The 20,312-nt window shown below is 29.7% G+C and carries 15 protein-coding genes and 4 pseudogenes; 6 read left to right on the top strand and 13 right to left on the bottom strand.

Translation table 11 applies throughout. The features are described 5' to 3' along the window. Positions 1 to 36: 36 nt before the first annotated feature. The 6 genes and pseudogenes from HMPREF9243_RS00870 to HMPREF9243_RS00845 form a co-directional block, all read right to left on the bottom strand. Positions 37 to 1,530, bottom strand: a complete 1,494-nt coding sequence (locus HMPREF9243_RS00870) for a recombinase family protein (protein WP_013669445.1) — start codon at positions 1,528 to 1,530, stop codon at positions 37 to 39. Next, positions 1,523 to 3,191: pseudogene (locus tag HMPREF9243_RS00865) on the bottom strand (recombinase family protein). The gene HMPREF9243_RS00870 and the pseudogene HMPREF9243_RS00865 overlap by 8 nt, the downstream one beginning before the upstream one ends. Further along, positions 3,191 to 4,861 carry a recombinase family protein gene (locus HMPREF9243_RS00860; protein ID WP_013669862.1) on the bottom strand — a complete coding sequence of 557 codons (1,671 nt, stop codon included), beginning with the start codon at positions 4,859 to 4,861 and terminating at the stop codon, positions 3,191 to 3,193. Before HMPREF9243_RS00860 ends, HMPREF9243_RS00865 begins: the two are co-directional and overlap by 1 nt. Before the next feature lie 100 nt (positions 4,862 to 4,961). After that, a complete protein-coding gene (locus HMPREF9243_RS10545) occupies positions 4,962 to 5,117 on the bottom strand; it encodes a hypothetical protein (RefSeq protein ID WP_002837550.1) in 156 nt (51 codons plus the stop codon). Between the two features lie 541 nt (positions 5,118 to 5,658). After that, positions 5,659 to 6,068 (bottom strand): annotated as a pseudogene (locus HMPREF9243_RS00850) (RNA polymerase sigma factor). 269 nt (positions 6,069 to 6,337) lie between these two features. Further along, positions 6,338 to 6,853 carry a hypothetical protein gene (locus tag HMPREF9243_RS00845; RefSeq protein WP_025195021.1) on the bottom strand — a complete coding sequence of 172 codons (516 nt, stop codon included), beginning with the start codon at positions 6,851 to 6,853 and terminating at the stop codon, positions 6,338 to 6,340. Positions 6,854 to 7,047: 194 nt separating this feature from the next. Between HMPREF9243_RS00845 and HMPREF9243_RS00840 the strand changes: the two are divergent. From HMPREF9243_RS00840 to HMPREF9243_RS00815, 6 genes and pseudogenes are all read left to right on the top strand, one after another. Further along, positions 7,048 to 7,448: pseudogene (locus HMPREF9243_RS00840) on the top strand (helix-turn-helix domain-containing protein). 8 nt (positions 7,449 to 7,456) lie between these two features. Then, a complete protein-coding gene (locus HMPREF9243_RS00835; RefSeq protein ID WP_041705765.1) occupies positions 7,457 to 8,005 on the top strand; it encodes an ImmA/IrrE family metallo-endopeptidase in 549 nt (182 codons plus the stop codon). An 8-nt stretch (positions 8,006 to 8,013) separates the two neighbouring features. Then, entirely contained in the window at positions 8,014 to 8,496 is a 483-nt protein-coding gene (locus HMPREF9243_RS00830) for a hypothetical protein (protein WP_041705762.1), read from the top strand. Beyond that, positions 8,489 to 9,561, top strand: a pseudogene (locus HMPREF9243_RS00825) (virulence RhuM family protein). The gene HMPREF9243_RS00830 and the pseudogene HMPREF9243_RS00825 overlap by 8 nt, the downstream one beginning before the upstream one ends. 168 nt (positions 9,562 to 9,729) lie before the next feature. Continuing rightward, positions 9,730 to 10,086: a plasmid mobilization protein gene (locus HMPREF9243_RS00820; RefSeq protein WP_041705759.1), complete on the top strand. Its 357-nt coding sequence runs from the start codon at positions 9,730 to 9,732 to the stop codon at positions 10,084 to 10,086. Between the two features lies 1 nt (position 10,087). Further along, the gene (locus HMPREF9243_RS00815) at positions 10,088 to 11,419 is read left to right on the top strand and encodes a relaxase/mobilization nuclease domain-containing protein (protein ID WP_013669415.1); all 1,332 of its coding nucleotides are present in this window, start codon (positions 10,088 to 10,090) and stop codon (positions 11,417 to 11,419) included. Between the two features lie 13 nt (positions 11,420 to 11,432). Here HMPREF9243_RS00815 and HMPREF9243_RS00810 read toward each other — a convergent pair whose 3' ends face one another. The 7 genes from HMPREF9243_RS00810 to HMPREF9243_RS10650 form a co-directional block, all read right to left on the bottom strand. Then, positions 11,433 to 13,694 (bottom strand): DEAD/DEAH box helicase, encoded by a 2,262-nt coding sequence (locus HMPREF9243_RS00810; RefSeq protein WP_013668689.1) that lies wholly within the window; start codon positions 13,692 to 13,694, stop codon positions 11,433 to 11,435. A 343-nt stretch (positions 13,695 to 14,037) separates the two neighbouring features. Beyond that, positions 14,038 to 14,973: an LD-carboxypeptidase gene (locus tag HMPREF9243_RS00805; protein ID WP_013669676.1), complete on the bottom strand. Its 936-nt coding sequence runs from the start codon at positions 14,971 to 14,973 to the stop codon at positions 14,038 to 14,040. A gap of 418 nt (positions 14,974 to 15,391) precedes the next feature. Further along, positions 15,392 to 15,568, bottom strand: coding sequence for a DUF1697 domain-containing protein (locus HMPREF9243_RS10990; RefSeq protein WP_196793341.1), 177 nt, complete (start codon positions 15,566 to 15,568; stop codon positions 15,392 to 15,394). A gap of 222 nt (positions 15,569 to 15,790) precedes the next feature. Then, a complete protein-coding gene (gene tet(T), locus HMPREF9243_RS00800; protein WP_013668947.1) occupies positions 15,791 to 17,746 on the bottom strand; it encodes a tetracycline resistance ribosomal protection protein Tet(T) in 1,956 nt (651 codons plus the stop codon). Between the two features lie 630 nt (positions 17,747 to 18,376). Further along, on the bottom strand, positions 18,377 to 18,925 hold the full coding sequence (locus HMPREF9243_RS09685; RefSeq protein WP_049776702.1) for a hypothetical protein: 549 nt from the start codon (positions 18,923 to 18,925) through the stop codon (positions 18,377 to 18,379). A gap of 58 nt (positions 18,926 to 18,983) precedes the next feature. Further along, positions 18,984 to 19,463 (bottom strand): DUF4143 domain-containing protein, encoded by a 480-nt coding sequence (locus HMPREF9243_RS10655; protein ID WP_395994321.1) that lies wholly within the window; start codon positions 19,461 to 19,463, stop codon positions 18,984 to 18,986. Continuing rightward, entirely contained in the window at positions 19,460 to 20,254 is a 795-nt protein-coding gene (locus HMPREF9243_RS10650; protein ID WP_231286954.1) for an ATP-binding protein, read from the bottom strand. The genes HMPREF9243_RS10655 and HMPREF9243_RS10650 overlap by 4 nt, the downstream gene beginning before the upstream one ends. Between the last annotated feature and the right edge of the window lie 58 nt (positions 20,255 to 20,312).

Below are 20,312 nucleotides of genomic sequence, written 5' to 3'. Positions count from 1 at the left end.
TGTAATTTAAAAGAGAGTGATTGCTCACTCCCTTTGCTACTTCCATATTATGTTCAACACTTCGTTTCCTTCACAGAATACTGAGTCTATATATTTTTCCATCAATTCTCTGGTAAGTTTAGTGTTGTCTATTACTTCTTTTTCTTCTTTTGCTTTTAGTATTTTTTCTTTTATTGCTTGTATCTCTTCATCTATCAAATTTTTAGAGTCAATGAATTTTTGTCTATTCATCTTACCTAATTTATACTTCTCAAAATTCTGCATTTTCTTAGCTTCAAGATCTTCGATAGATTTTTCCATTGGTTTAACTTTTACTTTTTCATCCTTGATTGGATCTTCTAGACCATATTTTTCTTTTATTGCTTCAAATACTTGCTCTTCAAGGCTTCCTGCTCTTGAGTTCTTATGTTTTACATTATTACACTTACATATCCTACAAGTAAAATATGTGTGGACTCTTATAGTTCCATCTTGTCGTTTTCTTTTAGATTGAGTACATCCTAAAATGTGGTTGCAAGTTGGACATTTTGCAAAACCTTGTAGTGGAGATTTTTTCCTCCATTCATAATCGGTATTTTTACCTTTCATAAATAGATTCTTCTCTTTAATCTTCTGAACTTTTTCAAAGTCTTCTCTAGATATAATAGCTTCATGATTATTCTCAACTCTTCCCCATTCCTCTTTTGGTTTGAATTTAAAAGAAGATGAATTTAATACTGACTTATCTTGCATATTGAAAGTGTAAGTTCCAGTATAATTTTCATTTGCTAATACATCTATTACATTACCATTAGTCCAAGTTGGTCTAGGCTTTTTCGCAGTTCTAATTATTGAATATTCAAAATCAAGATTTGTTAATTCGCTCTTTCTTTTTGATGGTGTTGGAATTTTTTCTTCATTTAATATCTTAGCTATATTTCTTGAAGATATACCATCAAGTGCAAGTTTGAAAATCTTCTTTACTATCCAAGCTGTTTCTTCATCAACTATGATTTTGTGTCTATCATTAGGATCTTTCATGTATCCTAAAGGTGGACTCCAAGCTAAAAATTTTCCTTGTTTTTTAAGTGTAGTCATAGATGATTTTACCTTTTCAGAAATATCTTTTGTGTAGAAATCATATAATAGTCCCTTGAATTGAATATCTAAATCTGTTCCATTTCCTTTTTCTTTGTCACTATCATAGCCATCATTTATGGCGATAAATCTAACTCCTAGAAATGGAAATATATTTTCAAGATAATCTCCAAGTGTTATATAATCTCTCATAAATCTGGATAAGTCTTTTACAATTATCGTCTGGATGTTATTTTTCTTTACATCTTCGAGCATTCTTTGAAATGCTGGTCTATTTTCATTTGTTCCAGAATATCCGTCATCGACATATTCTTCTCTTGTGAAGTTCTTAAATTCTTCATTCTTGTCGAGATAATCGTTTAGATATGCTCTTTGGTTTATGATACTTTCACTCTCATCAGTCTTTATCATATCTTCAACGGATAATCTAATATAAAGAGCAATCTTACTCATCGTCTGTTCCTCCTACCAAATTATCTATATTAAATTTAAAGACTATTTCAAATTCGTGTTTATCATAAACTATTATTTTTTCAATTAAGCTATGGATTAAATCACCAGGTAGCTTTTCCAAATTCTTTGAAGCATATAAATCATTTATCCATTTTGTTGATTTTAATCTTTCTTTTTAAGTTTTGTTATATTAACTTCAATTGCTGAAATCTCGTTATCAAATGTAGACATATGACTTTGAGCAATCTCTCTTTTTAATAGATACTCATCTCTATCAATCTTGCCTAGACTATATTCTTCATAGGCTTTTTGAATGATATTTTCTTCATTTAGATTTTTTCTTTTAAGATTTTCAATGTCTTTCTTAAAAGTATCTATCGCTTTATTAAATCTAGCTTTAATTCGAATTACAAATTTTGTCTTGCTAGTTGTCTTCATAATAAACTCAGAAATCTTATCACTAATAGCCTGATCCAAATCCCTTTCCATAATGAATACTGATTTTCGGGTTTTATACTTCCACTAAATCTCTCATTCTGAAATGAATAATAAAGTCTATCTTTATTTTTACCATAGATACGAGTTCTTCTATTAAGTTCTTTGCCAGTATTATTATTGATTACAAGACCTTTAAATCTGTTCTCATAGTCCCTATTTTCAAAATTGTGCATTGGCGAACTGAAAACATGATTTTTCTTTCTCTCTCGTCTTTCTCGTAAGATTCTTTCGTGAACTTCCTTAGAAATGATTGCTTCATGTGCATTCTCACAAATTATATACTGACTTTCATCTACAAAATGTTGCTTAATTCCTTTTGCAAGATTTTGTTGCTTAACTCCTTGTACTAAAGTCCCCGTATAAGCTGGGTTTGTAAGCATTTTTGAAATTGTCCCTTTATTCCATTCAGGATCATCATCTTCTCTGTAGACTCGCCCAGTTTTATAGTAAATCATTCCAGGAGCATAGCCTTTTTCATTAAAATGCTTTGCTACTTCATATTGGCTTTTGCCTTGGAGAGTTAATTCAAACATCTCTTCCACTATAAATCTAACATTTTCATCAATTACAAGTTTTTGACCTTCTTTAGATTTTTTAATCTTGTAACCATAAGGTGGAACAGATCCAATAAAGTATCCGTTTCTTGCCCTATTGTGTTTAGAGGTTTTTATCTTAACTGAAATATCCTTAGCATACATATCGTTGATAATATTTTTAAGAGTAACCTCAAAAGATTTCTTTGAATCTGTTTCTTTGACTGTGTCTAATTTATCATTAACAGAAATAAATCTAACACCTAAAAATGGAAAAACTTTATCAATCAATCTTCCCATTTCGAGATATTCTCTTCCAAGTCTTGATAAATCTCTGATAATAATACAGTTGATTCTTCTATCTCTAATATCTTGCATCATATTCTGAAATGATGGTCTTTCAAAGTTTGTACCACTATATTCATAGTCAGTGTAAACTTCTAAAACATCTATATTTTCTTTTAATGCATATTCTTTACAAGATAGTATTTGAGTTTCAATTGAGTATGATTTTTCTCTCCACTCTTCTGTTCTTTCGTTAGATAGTCTTGTATAAATTCCGGCCTTAAAGACTTTTCTTTCTGTCTTTTCACTTTTCTTTTCAATATATCTTTTGGAAGTTCTTGCCATTATAAAACACCTCCAGCTAATTGCATTGGAGTCTTATTTTCAAGAGCATTTCCAAAGATCTTATTTATTGAAATCAAATTCTTATTTACTTCGGACTTGCTTTCACTTTCTTCTTTTATAAGGGTCTTCAGTAAGTTAACTGTTTCCAAATTATTAAAGACAAAATTAATCTCATTATTTTCTCCGATTTCAATTCTATCTATAAAAGATACAATTGTTAGTCTATTTAGACTGCTTAAATCAGTGGGAACAATTTCGGAAACCAAACTGTCCTTATTTTTCATCTTTTCTTGCAAGTTGGCAAGTATATTTTTCTTTGTATCAATTTGTTTCTCTATTTCCCTGATTTTAATAAGATAATTTTTTCTGAACCTTTCAAACTCTTCAGAAGTTATAAGTTCGTCTTCTAAGTCCATATATAAAGATTGTCTAAGTCTTTCGTACTTTCTTTTTTCTGAGTTTAAGCTTTCAAAGTCAATATTAAATGTAACTTTTGATACATCTAACTTATTAACTTGACTTAGTAGTTCATTATATTTTTTTAAATAATCTTTAAGTGCAAAAAGTGTCATATCCAGTAGATAATCTTCTTTTATACTATGTCTTGTGCAATCTCCTTTGTTATTATAGTGAGAACAAATATAAAAAATATTATATCCATTCTTGGACTTAACCTTTCTTCTAACCATTGAAGATCCACAGTCTTTGCAATAAAGCATTCCTGATAAAATATGTGGTATATCTGCCGATTGCTTTACATCTCGAAGCATCATCTTATTAGCCAAAGCATAAATGCTTTTTGAAATAATAGGCTTATGAGAGTCGTTTATTACAATCCAATCTTCTTCATTTACTTCTACTTCTCTCTTGGACTTGTAATTTAATTTTCTAGTTTTCCCTTGTTCAAGCACTCCTATATAGACCTTGTTTGTAATAATCCTATTGACCATTTTTGCGTCCCATTTAGAGTCTTTAACAATAAAACCAGTAGTATGATTATCACCAGAATTTTCTTTATGCTTAGATGGTGTTACACAACCTATGCTATTTAAAAAATCTGCAATAGCCTTAGACGAATAACCGTCTATCTTCATATTGAAGATTCTTTCAATTATGTGTGAAACTTCTGTATCGACGACTAACTTATGTTTGTTTTTGCTATCCTTCTTATAACCAAAAGGAGCAAATGCACCAATAAATTCACCATTTTTTCTTTTGATCTCTTTTGAAGATTTAACTTTCATAGAAATATCTCTACAATAAGAATCATTAATAAAGTTTCTTATTGGAAGAATTAAGTGTGTATCGCTTACATCTGCATTTTCACTGTCATAGTTATCGTTTACGGATATAAATCTTATACCTTTTTCTGGAAATATCTTTTGTAGATATTTACCTGATTCGATATAATCTCTCCCAAAACGGGATAAGTCCTTCACAATAATTGTTTTGAACTTCTTATCTTCAAGATCTTGAATCATCTTCTTAAATTTTGGTCTGTCAAAATTAGATCCTGAAAAACCATCATCTACATATTCAGCAACAATTTTAAAATCATTGTCCCTTGCATATGATTTGATAATCTGTCTTTGATTTGAAATAGAATTACTTTCTGTGCTATCTCCATCCTCTCGCGATAAACGAAGATATATACAAGCAAATTTTTCCATCACAAAACCTCCTTAATTTGTATTTGGGCAAATAGTCATTAAGGAGTTCTTCTACCACTTATATTTTACCGCACCCAAGTTTTTAAGTCAGCACCCCAGCTTATAGTCTTATACAAGCTCTACATAAATAAAGCTCAACAATATCTAGTAAGTCGAGGGACTCTTTATCACTTTGAGTGTAAGTAATTTTTTTAGAATAATCTTCTTTTGATATTTGCTCTTTAGGTTTATATTTCTTCTTTTCTTTTGTATTCATAGGTTTTACCTCACAATATAAAATTAAAGTTTTTTGACATTGACAAGTGCCTTGGATTAGCAACATAGGAATCTCACCTCCGCCTCTATTCAGGATGAGCCGGCTTCAACCTTAGAAGTATCATTATCCTCATTTTCTTCATAGCGAATAGGGTATCCCTCCCTATATTCAAACTCTTACTTATCGCTCCCTTTCTTCTTCCCTTGCTTTTAGCTTAGCAGTACTTGTTTTGCCGAATTATTCAGCAGAAAGATCTTGGCGGATAGGTTATCACGCTCCAAAAATGATTAATGTCTTGTCTTGGTCTATTCAATTGTTAAGGTTCAAAATTTATCGAGAGTTATTAATCTTTTTAAAATTTGACCATCAGAAAATACTTATCTTGATGAAACAAAATTGTTTAAAATTACCCTCTTATACTTAACAGTGAAAAGAAGCCTTTCTTGCTAACCAATTTTCAAAAATAAATTTGGTTAAATAAAAAGGCCCAATTCCCACTGTATAAGTAACAGTGAAAATTAGACCTCTTGGTAACTGTCATCTAAAAGTCTTCTAACATTTCCTTTAGTTTTTCTAAGACTTTATTACGCCTTTTAATAACGGCTGGATTAGAAATATTCAGTTTAGCGGCTACTTCTCTAATTGTTTCTTCTTTATAAAAAAGACTTTCTATCAAATCCCTTTCAACAGGGTTGAGTTTAGAAATAGCTCTTCTTACTTCTTCAATCATTTCCTTTGTTTCGATAATTTTTTCAACATCAAATTCCAGATCTTCTAAATTTTCTTCAAAATTACCATCATGATCATAGGAACAAAAAAGAAACAGTTATTTAACCTGTCTCTTCTCGTTTGATATTTCTCTTTATTCAATTCACTATGATAAGCAAGATATACTTCCTTGCTAACAAATACTTTCTTTCCTTCTACAAATAAATAATATTCTTTGTCCATTAATTTTTCCTCCTTGTTGACATGAATTTCTTTTGTTTGAAAATGAAATTCACACAAGGAGGGCTTCTAATTCTATGCATATACTCTCCTGGGCATAAAAAAAGACCGAAAGAAAATAAATTCTTTCAGTCAATAAATGCCAATATTAAATTTAGGTGCAAATCACCCATCATGGATATTATATATGCACTTAAGTACACATAAAATTCGTATATGGTACTTTTTTCATTCGGAAATAGTACGCAATAAGTTCGTCATAAATTAATTTCTTAGATGTTCATTATTTCTTCAATGCTACGACCGTCTTCAAGTTGGCTAATAGCAGTTGGTAAAGTATATCCCCAAATTATTACACCAACCAATGCAATTGCTTCCTTTTTTCTTTGATAATAAACAGTTCTCTCTAAAGATACACTTCTCATACAAGCTTCATCAGTAATCTTTTTTTCAGAAATATAGTAGTTATAAATAATCTTATGATAAATTTCTCCATACTCTGGATAAACTTTTAGCCTAACACAAGCATCATAAATTATTAAAAGCATAAGCTTACTATCCATTACATTGGAAACTCTATTATTAAACTTTTCTTCAACTTTTTCTGGAGCAAATGTAGAAAGATACAAGTAAGCAGATTCTGAAGTTGAACCATAGTTTTCTTTACTCTCAAACATCATAAAATTTGCCCTGCTATCTACTGCCCAGGTAACTTGTCTATATAAACTTAAAATAAGTTTTGCAGCTGAACTGATTTCTTCGAATTTCAAGTTGCTATCTGCATACATGTTCATTATATTCTTTAAAGTTTTACTTATTCTCAATCTAATCACCCCGATACAACTTATTTACAAACTTGAATGTTTGTGCTATAATATGAATATAAGTTCAGTTTGTATTATATCTCAAACCGAAAAATAATTCAAGCACTATTGTTCGTATTAAAAGTTATAAATGCACATTAGTACAGGAGGTTAAAGTTATGGCTTTTGCGGATAGATTAAAGGAATTTCGTGAAAAAGAAAAGTTAAGTCAAGCAGATTTTGCAAAGATGATAGGAATCAGTACAAGAACTCTTGTACATTATGAAGACGGAGAAAGATACCCAAGAGATGTCGAGGTTTACAAAAAATAGCTGAGGTTATGAACTGCGATTATAATTATCTTTTAGAAGAAAGTGACGAGTTTTTAAATCGAGTTTATAACATGGGTGGCAAAAGAGAATTAGAAAAAGCTAGAGCATTAACAGAAGGTCTAAGCTCTTTATTTGCTGGTGGAGAAATTTCTGACGAAGATAAAGATGCTGCTTTTGAAGCTATTACTCGTGCTTATTGGGAGGCTAAAAGAGAAAACAAGAAATACGGTCGTAAGAAAAAAGATTAGGTGATTTTATGAGCATGAATCGCTATATATATGATAAGGTTAATCGACTTATAAAAAAATATAAGACACGAGATCCTATAGAATTAATAGAAGCTTTGAATATTAACCTGGTATATCTACCTAAAACAGAAATACTTTTAGGAATGTACCATTATATTCAAAGGAACAGATTTATTTTTATCAGTAGCAACACAAATTTTAATAGAAAAACTATATTAGCACATGAATTAGGTCACGATCAACTTCACAGAGATTATTGTATGAGTGGTGGAGCTTTTCACGACCAAACAGTATTAAACCCTACAAATAAATTTGAAACTGAAGCTAATATTTTTGCAGCTCATTTATTAATTAGTGATGAAGATGTCCTAGATAATATCAATGATCAAGTTTGTGATTATGAAATCGCTGGACAATTAGGTGTAGATATAAATTTACTAAATCTAAAAATTTCTGAGTTAGCAAAAATGGGAAAGTTTAATAAACCAGTTAATGTTAATATACCTCAGGGAGATTTTCTTAAAAACTATCGCCCTGAACATGATGATTATTATTAGGAGACTCTATGGGAATATTTATTGCAGGATATTTTTTATTAATCCTTTCTGGAATAGTTTTCTACTATCTCATCTCTACCTACTCTGTAAAAATCTCAGCATTTTTGATTGATTTTATAGTTGTAGGTTTAGGATTTTATATATCCATAAAAGATAAACTAGATAGCAAATTAGCTATTCCCCTTTCAATTACAGTAGTAATAATTTATGGAATATTGCTAGTTTTAATAAATCGAAAGCTACCAAAGGTTAGCAGATTTTTAAACTATATAATTGCTTTTATAGGCTCATCAGTCGCCCTATGGTTGGCACTTGATTTTATAACAAACACTCTAGCCGCTTTTAAAATAATAGGTCAAACTTATCATCAATTACCAATAACAAAAAGTATGATGATAAATTCCTTTATACATTATGTAATTGTATTCTTGATTAGTATTCCAGTGTTTAAAGGTAGAATGAAATTTATACTTGGAGGAAATTATGAGTAGAGAAATGGATAAAAATAAAGACGAAAATCAGAAAAAAAAGAACTTCAAATTAGGTCCTCTGCTGCTGAATACTTGACTTTTGTTGCAGCAAATGGTGATGATCAAGAAGCTATCGAAATTAGATATGAAGATGAGAATATTTGGCTAACTCAAAAAATGATGGCAGCTCTTTATGATGTAAGTGTATCGGCAATAAATCAGCATCTAAAAAAAATATTTGACGATAACGAACTAGACGAAAATTCAGTTATTAAGAAATACTTAATAACTGCAAACGACGGAAAATCATATAATACAAAACACTATAACCTACAAGCAATTATTGCAGTAGGGTTTAAAGTAAATAACGAACGTGCTGTCCAATTTAGAAAGTGGGCAAACCAAATTGTAAAAGATTTTACAATTAAAGGTTGGGCAATGGATGATGAAAGACTCAAGAATTCTGGCACAAAACTTACCAAGGATTATTTCGAAAAATTACTTGTAAAAATTCGTGAGATTCGATTATCTGAAAGAAGATTCTATCAAAAAATCACAGATATTTATGCCACTTCTTTAGACTATGATCCATCTGCAAAAGCAACAAAAAGATTTTTTGCAGCTATTCAAAACAAATTGCACTATGCAATTCATGGAAAAACTGCAGCTGAATTAATTGTAGATAGAGCCAACCACAAAACTAAAAATATGGGACTTACTACTTGGGAAGGATCTCCAGATTCAAAAATTCATAAATATGATGTAGTTGTTGCAAAAAATTATCTAAATGAAGAAGAATTAAATCAAATGCAAAGAATTGTTTCATCATATTTGGACATGGCAGAACTACAAGCAGAAAGGCATATCCCTATGACTATGGAAGATTGGGAAAAAAGATTAAATGGATTTTTACAATTATGGGATAAAGAAATCTTAAACGATGCAGGAAAAGTGTCTGCAGCTCTTGCTAAAAAGCACGCAGAGAGTGAGTTTGAAAAATATAGAATTATACAAGATAGACTTTACAAAAGTGATTTTGATAAGTTCTTAGAACTAGAAAATGATACTAAAAAATTAGAAGAATAACTTAATATACGCTTAATGCTTATAACTTTAATAGCAAGCACAGTAAGTGTACGGACACTTACGAAAAAATTAATGGAGCAGACCTTTACGGAATGCTCCATTTTTTAATTTTTACCTTGTTAGGGAGAACCCTAAGACCCCGAAATATATTTTATAAAGGAGAATAAAATGGCAAATAGATTTAGAAATGAAAGAATAGAAATAAAACTAACTAAAGAAGAAAAGGAAGTTTTTGAAAAGAAAATGAAACTTGCTAATTGTAAAACTATGTCCCACTTTCTTAGAAAGTGTGTATTAGAAAAAGAGATTTATGTTGTAGATTTAGAACCATTTAGAAACCTACAATGGCTACTTTCAAATGCAACAAATAACATAAACCAGATTGCAAAAGCTACTAATACAACTGGTGTTATTTACAAGAATGAAATTGAATCAATGAACAAACATATAGAAAATTTATCAAGAGAAATATGGCAGATCCATTCCCTACTTTTAAATAAATCAAAAGAAAATTCTGGTGATTAGTATGGCAATTACAAAAATACATCCTATAAAATCAACTCTAAATTTGGCAATAGATTACATTACTAAGAGCGAAAAAACTGATGAAAAAATCTTAGTATCTTCATTCAAATGTCATCCATCTACTGCCCATATTCAGTTTATAAAAACACGAGAAGACAATGATACTAAAGGTACAGTTTTGGCTAGACATTTAATCCAATCTTTTCTACCAGGAGAGGTTGATCCTGTAAAAGCTCACGAAATTGGAATGGAATTATGTAAGAAAATTTTAAAAGAAGATTATGAATTTGTTCTTGCAACTCATGTAGATAGAGGGCATATCCATAACCATATTATTTTTAATAATGTTAATTACAAGACTGGTAAATGCTACCAATCTAACAAAAAAACTTACCATAAAATTAGGTATCAAAGTGACGAATTATGTAAAGAAAATAAGCTTACAGTCATTGATGAATACTATGAAGCTTACAAAAGAAAATATAAAACTGCTGGTAAGTCTTGGTACGAATATGACCAAAATAAGAAAGGAAATTCTTGGAAGTCTAAACTGCAATTTGATATAGATAGAATGATTAATAAGTCTAAAACGTGGGAAGAGTTTTTAGAAAATATGAAGTCTCTTGATTATGAAATTAAGTTTTGTAAACACATTGCTTTTCGTCATAAAGATAAGCAAAGATTTACAAGATCGAAGACTATCGGAGAAGATTATACTGAAGAAAAAATCAAAGAAAGAATAGATTTAGCTATCAAAAATAAAGCTAATCCTATTAAAAAACGAGTAGGAAATGTTATTGATATATCTACTAATGAAAAAGCACAATCCTCTAAAGGTTACGAAGTTTGGGCAAGAAAACACAATATCAAAACAATGGCTGATTCAATAATTAAACTTAGAGAACAAGGAATTAATTCAATCACTCAACTAGATGATCTAATCAAAAAATCTGCTGATGATAGACAAGACTTGTTGGATAAAATAAAGAAGATTGAAACTGAAATGAAGAGTTTATCTCAAGATATGGAAAATATAAATACTATAAATAAGTATCGTGAAATCTATAAATACCATAAGAAAAATCCTGAAGACAAGCAATTTGTAGATGAGTATTATAGTGAACTTTCCGTCTACAAAATAGCTGCTAAAGAAATTTTAGAAAACTATAAAAAGCTTCCAAAAACAAAAGAAATACTATCAAATCTCGATAAATTGCAAGAAAAAAAGAACACCCTTATGCAAGAGTATTCTTTAAATAAAGAACAATTTTCTGACCTTGTTCAATATAGGAAAAACTATGAAAATTATTATGGAAAGGAAGTAGAGAGGTAAACCTTCTCTACTTCTATATCTCATCAAGCAAATTATCCAATTCACTTACAAAAGTATCTAGTTTGTCATTTCTTAAATATTCAAAAAATATTTCATAATCATTTGGACTTAGAAAATGAAAAAGATACTTTTCTTTGATTCCAGACGCTTCTAACTTTTCATTTAACAACTTAAAATGTTCTCTTGCCGCTCTATTTTTACCTTTATTTTCAGCAGAATCATCTTTATTATCTTTAATTTCAATAACAACGTAAATATCTTCATCACTTTTTAATTTTAGTATAAAATCAGGATTAAAATTTGCAATTTTTGTATGAGAATTCATTTTATATGAGTACTCTATACTATAAAATCCCATATCTCTTGATTTAATCCAAGCATCTATTTTCTGAGCATTTTTATTATCTGTAAGATATTTTTTTATAAATTTATATTCTGGATCTCTTGTTGATATTACTAGATTTAGGGGTGTTTTAAAATCAAAAAAATTTATTTCATTGCAAGCCTTTCTTGGCAAGTTATCATCTTCTAAAAATTTTTCTATTATTTCCCTCTGTTCTTCATTTGAGATTTCGTCTTTATATCTATCTGAATAAAAAAGCATTGAATCCGTTCTAAATGATAATATTCCTCTTGTTTCATCTCTTATATCATTTGTGTTAACCTCAATAAAATCAGTTGATTTGATAGAATTTATTACAGTTTTACTTCTTGATCTAAATAATGTTGAAAATGCAGTAAATATTTTATTCGCATTTTCTTCTATTAAGATATCTCCTTCTATACCTGCATTTTGCATAGAATTTTTAATAATTTCTTTCAACTTTTCTCTAGGGGGTAAATTATCTTTTGAATAAACTTCATCTCCAAGACCTAGTATTTCCGTTTCCCAGTCTCTTAACCTAAATTCATGGTATATCTTATCTAAAACTTCATCTACAGTTTTAGTTCTCAACTTTATGTCATATTTAATATTGGTATTTTTACCCGTTAATAAATTTTCATATTCTGTTTCTTTTTTTGAGGATAAAATTTGACTTTTAAGTTTTATACCTTGATTCCAAGATTTTTTATAATTTAATTGCTTAGATTCCGTATTAACTTCTTTTTCCTCTTTATCGTACAGCAAATTTTTAACTGAAAAATTATATTTATTCCTATCTCCCTCAAATTTTACAGTACTTATTATTTTCGTTTCTATTTCAAGAACTTCATTAACTAAAGATTTTATATTTTTACTCCAACTATCGTGATTAAATACTATAACTGAAGGTTGAGGAGTAGAATATTCAGGTGGGATTCTAAGACCTCTTCCTAACACTTGAGCAATTAATAGCTTAGAATTAAAGGCTCTATCTTCCCATGGCACAATTTGAAATACATTTTTAACATCCCATCCTTCTGTAAGCATACTAACCGAAATTATCCATTCAAAAGAATTTTCTTTCTCATCTACAAAATCTAACATTTTTAGATTTGCCTTATGCTTTTTATCAGATGTTACTATAAGAACTTTTCTTTCAGCTTTTTCTCTGTTTATTTGTTCAAAATCACATAAAAAATCAATAAAATCTTCATATAGATTCTTTGCACTTCTAATATCCTTTGTAATTAAAATTGAAATGGGCTTAATTTTACTGTATTTTATCTTATTATTTTCATGATTTTTATGAATTTTTTGAAATTTGTATTCTCTATCTCTAGAAACATCATCTTTCTGAACATAATCTATAGATTTTACAACTTTATCATCTATAGCACTTCTTAGCGAATACCTGTATATAACATCATTAAAATATTCGTCATCTATATATGCAGTGCCTGTAAATCCAAGTATATATCTAAAATTATAAGTTTCATTTAAAAGAAATGCTTTCCATTTTTTTATATCTTTTTCGTTTGTTTTATTAAAAATATGGTGAGATTCATCGTTTAAAACAAGTGTATCTTCACCTCCATTTTTAAAACTATCTTTTATAGAAGATCCAGTAGATTCATATACTGCATGTATATTTTCTATACATATATCTCCTTCTATTATTGTTGAATTTGCATTTATTATCCTAGGTAGTATATTTTTGGATTCTTCAGGTATTGCATTCCTTAATTCTGGATTTGAAACTAAATCTTCAAATTTTTCTGTCAACCCTTTTTCAATTGTTAATGAAGGACATAAAACTAATACCCTTTTTACTAGTTTTTCCGATAATAAAATCTGAGCTATTCCATATATAACATATGACTTACCTGTACCTGTGGATAGAAAATCAAACAATTATATCTGGAAGACTAATATTTGATTACTTTATTAAATTATTAACATCATCCTCTATTCAAAATACATTCTCTGCATTGATAATATGTATAATTTTATCGCTATTAAGAATTTCTTCTATTTTTTCACCAATAAATCTAGACTTTATGTTGTAATTTTTTAAGTTTTTGTAGGAATCTAAGGAAGTTTTTCTCCATCATTTACATAATACCATCTATATCATCAGCATCTTTTGTTAAAACCCTTCTAACTTCCATTTTCATTTATAACATCTCCCTCTTTGGTTAACTTTTCTCTTTTAATGGTTGATAGAAGTGTTCTATATGCCTTTAGAGATTATTAACTAATGCTTCACTACCTCCAATAAAATGGAAGTTTCTGTTGCATTCACCCTTACTAGTCCACCTATTGGAAATGTTGCAAAGGGGAATACGTGTCCAAAATCAACATTAAATACAATAGGTATATTTTTAAGTTGTTTTTTAGTTGATACTATTCTTTGAATTACATTTATATCTATTTTACAACTATCATCAAATCGCCCAAATAATATTCCTTTTACTCCATTAAATTTTAAGATTTGAATTAAAGATTGCAAATTTCTTTCGAACTCGGCAGCGAAATAATTCCCCATAATATTATCATCTTCCAAAAATAATATCTTGTTCTTTAAGTTAGGCATAAATTTTGTTCCTTGCAAAAGATTCAGTGTGCAAAGGTTTCCTCCTATAAGTTCTCCCTCACAACTTCCTTCCTGTATAAGATAGTATTCTTTTGCATCTTTAGATGGTCTTATATTATACTTATCAGAATTCATAAGACATCTTTCAAAATATGAATATGTATAGTCAGTTTCTTTTTCAAAGCCAAAACTTGAGAAATGGGGTCCATGATAAGTAACTAAACCTGTCTTAGAATAAATGGCATTAAGCAAAGCAGTAATATCAGAAAATCCACATATAATTTTGGGATTAGCCTCTATTAAAGAATAATCTATATACTCCAATATTTGATTAACATTAAATCCGCCTATGCAGGTAAGTATAGCCTTAACATTTTTATCTAAAAAGGCTTCGTGTAAATCTTCAACACGAGACTCGATACTTGAAGAGTTCACTTCATCAATTTCACGACTGTTTCGTGAAAAAGTTATTTTAAAACCTTTTTCCGTTAACAATGTTAAAGCCTTATCAAAAGTATCTTGCCTTACTACACTCAAACTTCGAGAAGGAGCTATAACCCTTATCTCATCTCCAATTTTTAATTTATTAGCAATCATTTAAACACTCCTCCTGAATATGTTATATTAAATATTCCAATTCATAACTTCTCATGCACTACTTACAACAATTATACCCAATTGCTCTAACCAATGCATGAATGCTTTCAATAAAAATCCCTGAAACCCTTATGTTAAAACATTTATGCACCCTGTCACTATTATGACACGTTCCTCGGTGGCAAGAAAAAAATGTCCAGATTATTTGATCTGCCCCTTTGAAATTTATTATTTTATTATAAATAAGTTTTCAAGCCAATATTAGTTTAATATAGAATAAAAGATATACATCCCTCTCTACAATATGATATTTATCACTTTCACTTCGATAAATATCTATGTATTCAATCTTATCTTTTACAAGATTATGTGTCAATAATACAGCATATAGACTTACTACTTCTGATAATGTCTCTGCTTATGTTACTTCATCCTTAGAGAATGGGCAATCCAAAATAATCTGTTCTAACACTATAGAAATCCTCAAAATAATCTTTATGAAAGTCCCGAAAACTGCCTTGATCTTATGTTCAATTTTATTACGTAGGGATTCCCCCACTTCATTTGATTTGAATAGAATATTTCCACTTTGAATATATGTCTTTTACTTCATAAAATTCAATTTGATCCAAATACTCGTTTTAAATCTGTCATCTAAATTATATTTTTCCTATCATTCAGAAGTAAAAAAACACCAATTTCATTTTTTTAGTAATGTACTACCATTCAAGTTTTCTAATTGATACAGGTATGCTCCCTCATCAACTATTTTAAAACTATGATTTCTCGATTCTATTTTAAATTTTATATTTAGGCCTCAATTTTCATCCTGTTTTTGAAATAAATATCTTAACCCTTCCTTGTTGCTATCATTATTGTCGTTCCCAATATCATTAATTATAGGCTTATCATTATATATATCATACCCATAAGGCTCAGTAATAAATATACCCTTTCCATTTGAATAAGAAAGTAATTCTGACTGATAGGACTTCGATGTATCAACAGGTATCTTTCCACTTAAAGTTGTCTCCTCTCCCTTGGCTATTATATCTTCAATAGAAGCCCTCATCTTTCTAAGATCACTCATAACCCTTCCGCAGAAATCATTTGGAACTTGAACTGTATATTTTAAATAAGGTTCTAATATTTCAGTTCCTGCTTTTCGAAGAGCTTCCCAAAATACATATGGTGTTAAATTCCTAAAGTCAGAGGGGGTACTTACCGGGCTATAGTATAATCCGTAGTCAAAAGTTACCTTTAAGTCTGTAACTTCCCATCCATAAAGCCCTTCTTTACAAGCCTTCTCTACAGCATCTTTTACTGCATTTTGAAATGAATTATTTAAATATCCATAGGACACCTCTGTCTTATATAATAATCCTGACCCTATTGGTAGTGGTTCTATTGACAGTCCAATAGATGCCCAATAAGGATTTGGTGGAACCTCTATATGGATTACTGCTTTAGAGTTTCTCTTAGGTCGTTCTTTATATATTGTTTTCAATTCACCAAATCTAGCATCTATTTTGTATCGGCTTTTAAGTAGTGATTCTATTACTTCCATTTGAATATTTCCAAATAGCTTCAATATGATTTCTCCAGTATCTCCGTTAATTTCACAATCGAGAAATGGGTCTTCTTCAGTTAATTCAAATAGTGCTTCTATCAGTTTGCTTCTTTTGCTTAAATCACAAGGTTTAATTGATGCTCTCAATGCCGGTTGGGCTATCTTTATATCTAAAATCCCGTCATATTTCTTACCAATATAATCACCTATCTTCAGAGAATTAGCATTAGAAATAATAGCAATATCCCCACTATTAACCTGATCTACCTTCACAATTTCACCATTCATAATTGATTCCAGACTTTTTATCTTGAAAGTTTCTTCTGTGCCATTTATATAAACATCTTGACGTGTCCTTATATTCCCACTGAATACTCTTAAGAAAGTCATCTTTCTAGATTTTTCATCCCTATCAATCTTATAAACATACGCTGATAAAAGGTCTTCAGTATTATAGCTCTTGGTAGGAAGATATTTAGTAATGGCAAATAATAGCTCGTCAATTCCAATATTTTTTAAAGCCGAACCATGAAATACAGGATAAAGATTGCAGTTATTAATCTCATCCAAAAATACATCATTATATTCTTTTTCTGCAATGACATCGCCATTTATATATTTTTCTGCTAGATAATCATTTATATCCAGTAACTTCTCTATTATTTGACTTTGAATTACTTTATCATCCCTTACATTTGTCAATTCAAAATCACCTTTATCTTTTATTTTAACTGATTGCATTATTGCAAGATTAGAAGTTAATTTCTCCTGTATTTGAGTGTATATCTCATCCAAACATACTCCCTTTCGATCTATTTTATTCACAAATATAAGTGTTGGTATATTTAATTTCACTAAAGTATTAAAAATCACTTTAGTTTGGACTTGAATTCCTTCTTTTGCTGAAATTACTAAAATAGCTCCATCTAACACTTTCAGAGTTCGCTCAACTTCGGCTATGAAATCCATGTGCCCAGGTGTATCTATGATATTTACCTTTGTATCATTGTAATTAAATGAAACTGTAGACGCCCGTATAGTTATTCCCCTATCTCTTTCAAGTTCCATCGAATCCGTTGTCGTTGTAGCATTATCAACTCTTCCAATTTTATTAATCGCCCCACTTTTATATAATAAACCTTCTGTAACAGTTGTTTTACCTGCATCAACATGTGCTAATATTCCTATATTAATAATTTTCATTTTATACCTCCATAATTATATAAAAAATCCCCTGTGATAAAATACTCTCTTCACAGGGGAACTTATTTTTTATATAACTGCTTAAAGTAAATATGACATATACAATTCGATATAGCATAATCGTGCTATATCTTTAATCTGGTCAATGCCTTATAATACATAAAAATATAAATTTATTATTATGAGAATATTTTTAAATAAAAGTACAATTAACAAGCCATACAAATATTAACTAGTATGGAAAATGTACTTGTTCTATTTTATTAATAGTTATTTAAAAATACTATGCCTCATATGATAAAACTCCTTTAATTAATACTACATATTATAATATTTGTTTTTATTATATTTGTCAAGGAAGATTTGATCCCTTAACGCATTTAACTTGTCATATTACTAATAACTCGTAGAGATTTTTATAGGAATTCATCTTTACATGATATATTCAAATCTTAATTTTCCAGATTAGATGATGTTGACCCTCTGCCCAATAATTCTCTAGGAAATATTCAGGTTCACCAAACCTTTTTCTCCATATTTTCTGTGCATTGGAATATCCACTATCCATACAAAACTCTTTGATTCCTTTACATTGTAATTCTTGAATCATAGCATTCAATAGTAAATTACCTATACCCTGTCTGGTGTATATATAAATTGAAATCCCTTCATTTCTTCTATATCATTTACATCATCTTTACTTCTTGGCTGTCTAGACTTTGTGAATGGTGTTTTATGAAGTTCTTCTATCATTTCATACGGAACTTTTAGAAAGTAATATCTTGTATCATCTAGTTCTTCATAGTCTGCAATAAAATCCACTCTTGTTGCAGGAGCAACAATATATACTCTACTATATCTCTTAGATTTTATATTCTTGTGAAGTTCATTTATATAATTATAGTCTACAGCCGACTCTTTATGTTCAATATAATTAAAAACTTTTACTGGAAATCCTCTTTTTTCTCCGTCAAATTTTACTCCTGAAGATTTTATTTCTTTAGTATCATATTCAAAAAGTTGAGATACAAAATCTTTATATTTATCCCATTCAAGATTTAATGTAGTTCCTAAATCATACATTCCAAGTTTACAAGTTATGAAAGACTTTGCTGGTTTACTATATATTTTTGATTTATCTTCTAAGCTCTTGCTGGCTTGAGTGGTCAGTATGTACAAAATCTAATATTTTTCAAAAGCCTCGTATGGGTAAATATGTTAATAAATGCTAATACTATTAAGGTCTTAAAGCCGTAATAGGTATTACGTAAACATCATCATCTCTTTTATAAGCAAAAGGTGCTTTGGCACATAATACCACCATAAATGAGGGTTTGGACATGTTTTTTGTATCTATTTTAGATGCTAAATCTTTTAAAGTTTCAGCACCTTCCTCAATTAACTTATCTCCACCAAGTTTAATTTCAATAAGTCCATAAGCACCATTTCTTAAATGAATCACTGCATCACATTCTAATCCATGCTTATCTCTATAATGGTAAACCGTTCCATTTAAGTAATCTGTATAAATTCTTAAGTCACGAATGCACAAGTTTTCAAATAAAAACCCCATTGTATTTAAATCATCTAATAAATCCTTAGGGCCTACACCCAATGATGCCGTTGCAATAGATGGATCTGAAAAGTATCTGGTATCCGTTGTTCGTATTGATGTTTTTGACCTTAAGTTTGGATTCCATGCTGGAGAATCCTCTATAACAAATATTTTCTTAAAGCATCCAGGTAAGAATAAAGTGTTACCTGATCAAATGTATCTGACTGATTTACTAACATATCTTGCCTAATCGCTTCTAACGAACTTTGCGTACCTACATGTCTTGCATAGGATTTAAGTAATCTTTTAGCCTTTTCTTTGTCTCTCTTTACTGAATCCACTCTACTAATATCAGTAGATACAATTGCATCAAAATAATCTATAGCTTGGAATAATGCTGGTTTCTCATCTAATCCAATTGCTTTTGGCCATCCACCTCTACAAATTAGAAAAGCAACTTCTTCAAGACCCGTTTCATCAATGGCTGAGATATTTTTACCTTCAAATAAATCTTTTAGAGATATTTCACCGCTGGAATCTTTTGATTCATATAAACTCATAGGTCTCATTAAAAGCCTAGAAATTCTTCCTGTACCTGTATGCATAGAATCATCAAATTCATTGGGTACTGCTGAACCTGTCAAAATAAATTGACCAAATTCATCCCTATTATCAACCTCATAGCGCACAGCATTCCATAAATTAGGTGCAATTTGCCACTCATCAATTAGTCTTGGCGTTTCTCCTTCTAGCAAAGTATTAGGAGAAATCTCTGCCATTTGCTGATACTGTCTAGTCATATCAGGTTGGTCCATAGATATTAAACTTTTAGCCTTTTGTTTAGCTGTTGTAGTCTTTCCACACCATTTAGGACCTTCAATTAAAACCGCTCCCTTTGCGTCTAATCGTTCCTTTAACAATATATCTGCAATTCTGGGTAAATATTCTTTCATGATTACCTCCATACTCATTACTTAAGTAAATTTTATCATTTATTCAAGCATTTGTCCA

The organism is Aerococcus sp. Group 1, assembly GCF_000193205.1.
GTDB classification, from domain to species: Bacteria; Bacillota; Bacilli; order Lactobacillales; family Aerococcaceae; genus Aerococcus; species Aerococcus urinae_A.
Note: the sequence above shows the minus strand (reverse complement) of the source record. Positions and strands in the feature narration are given on the sequence as shown.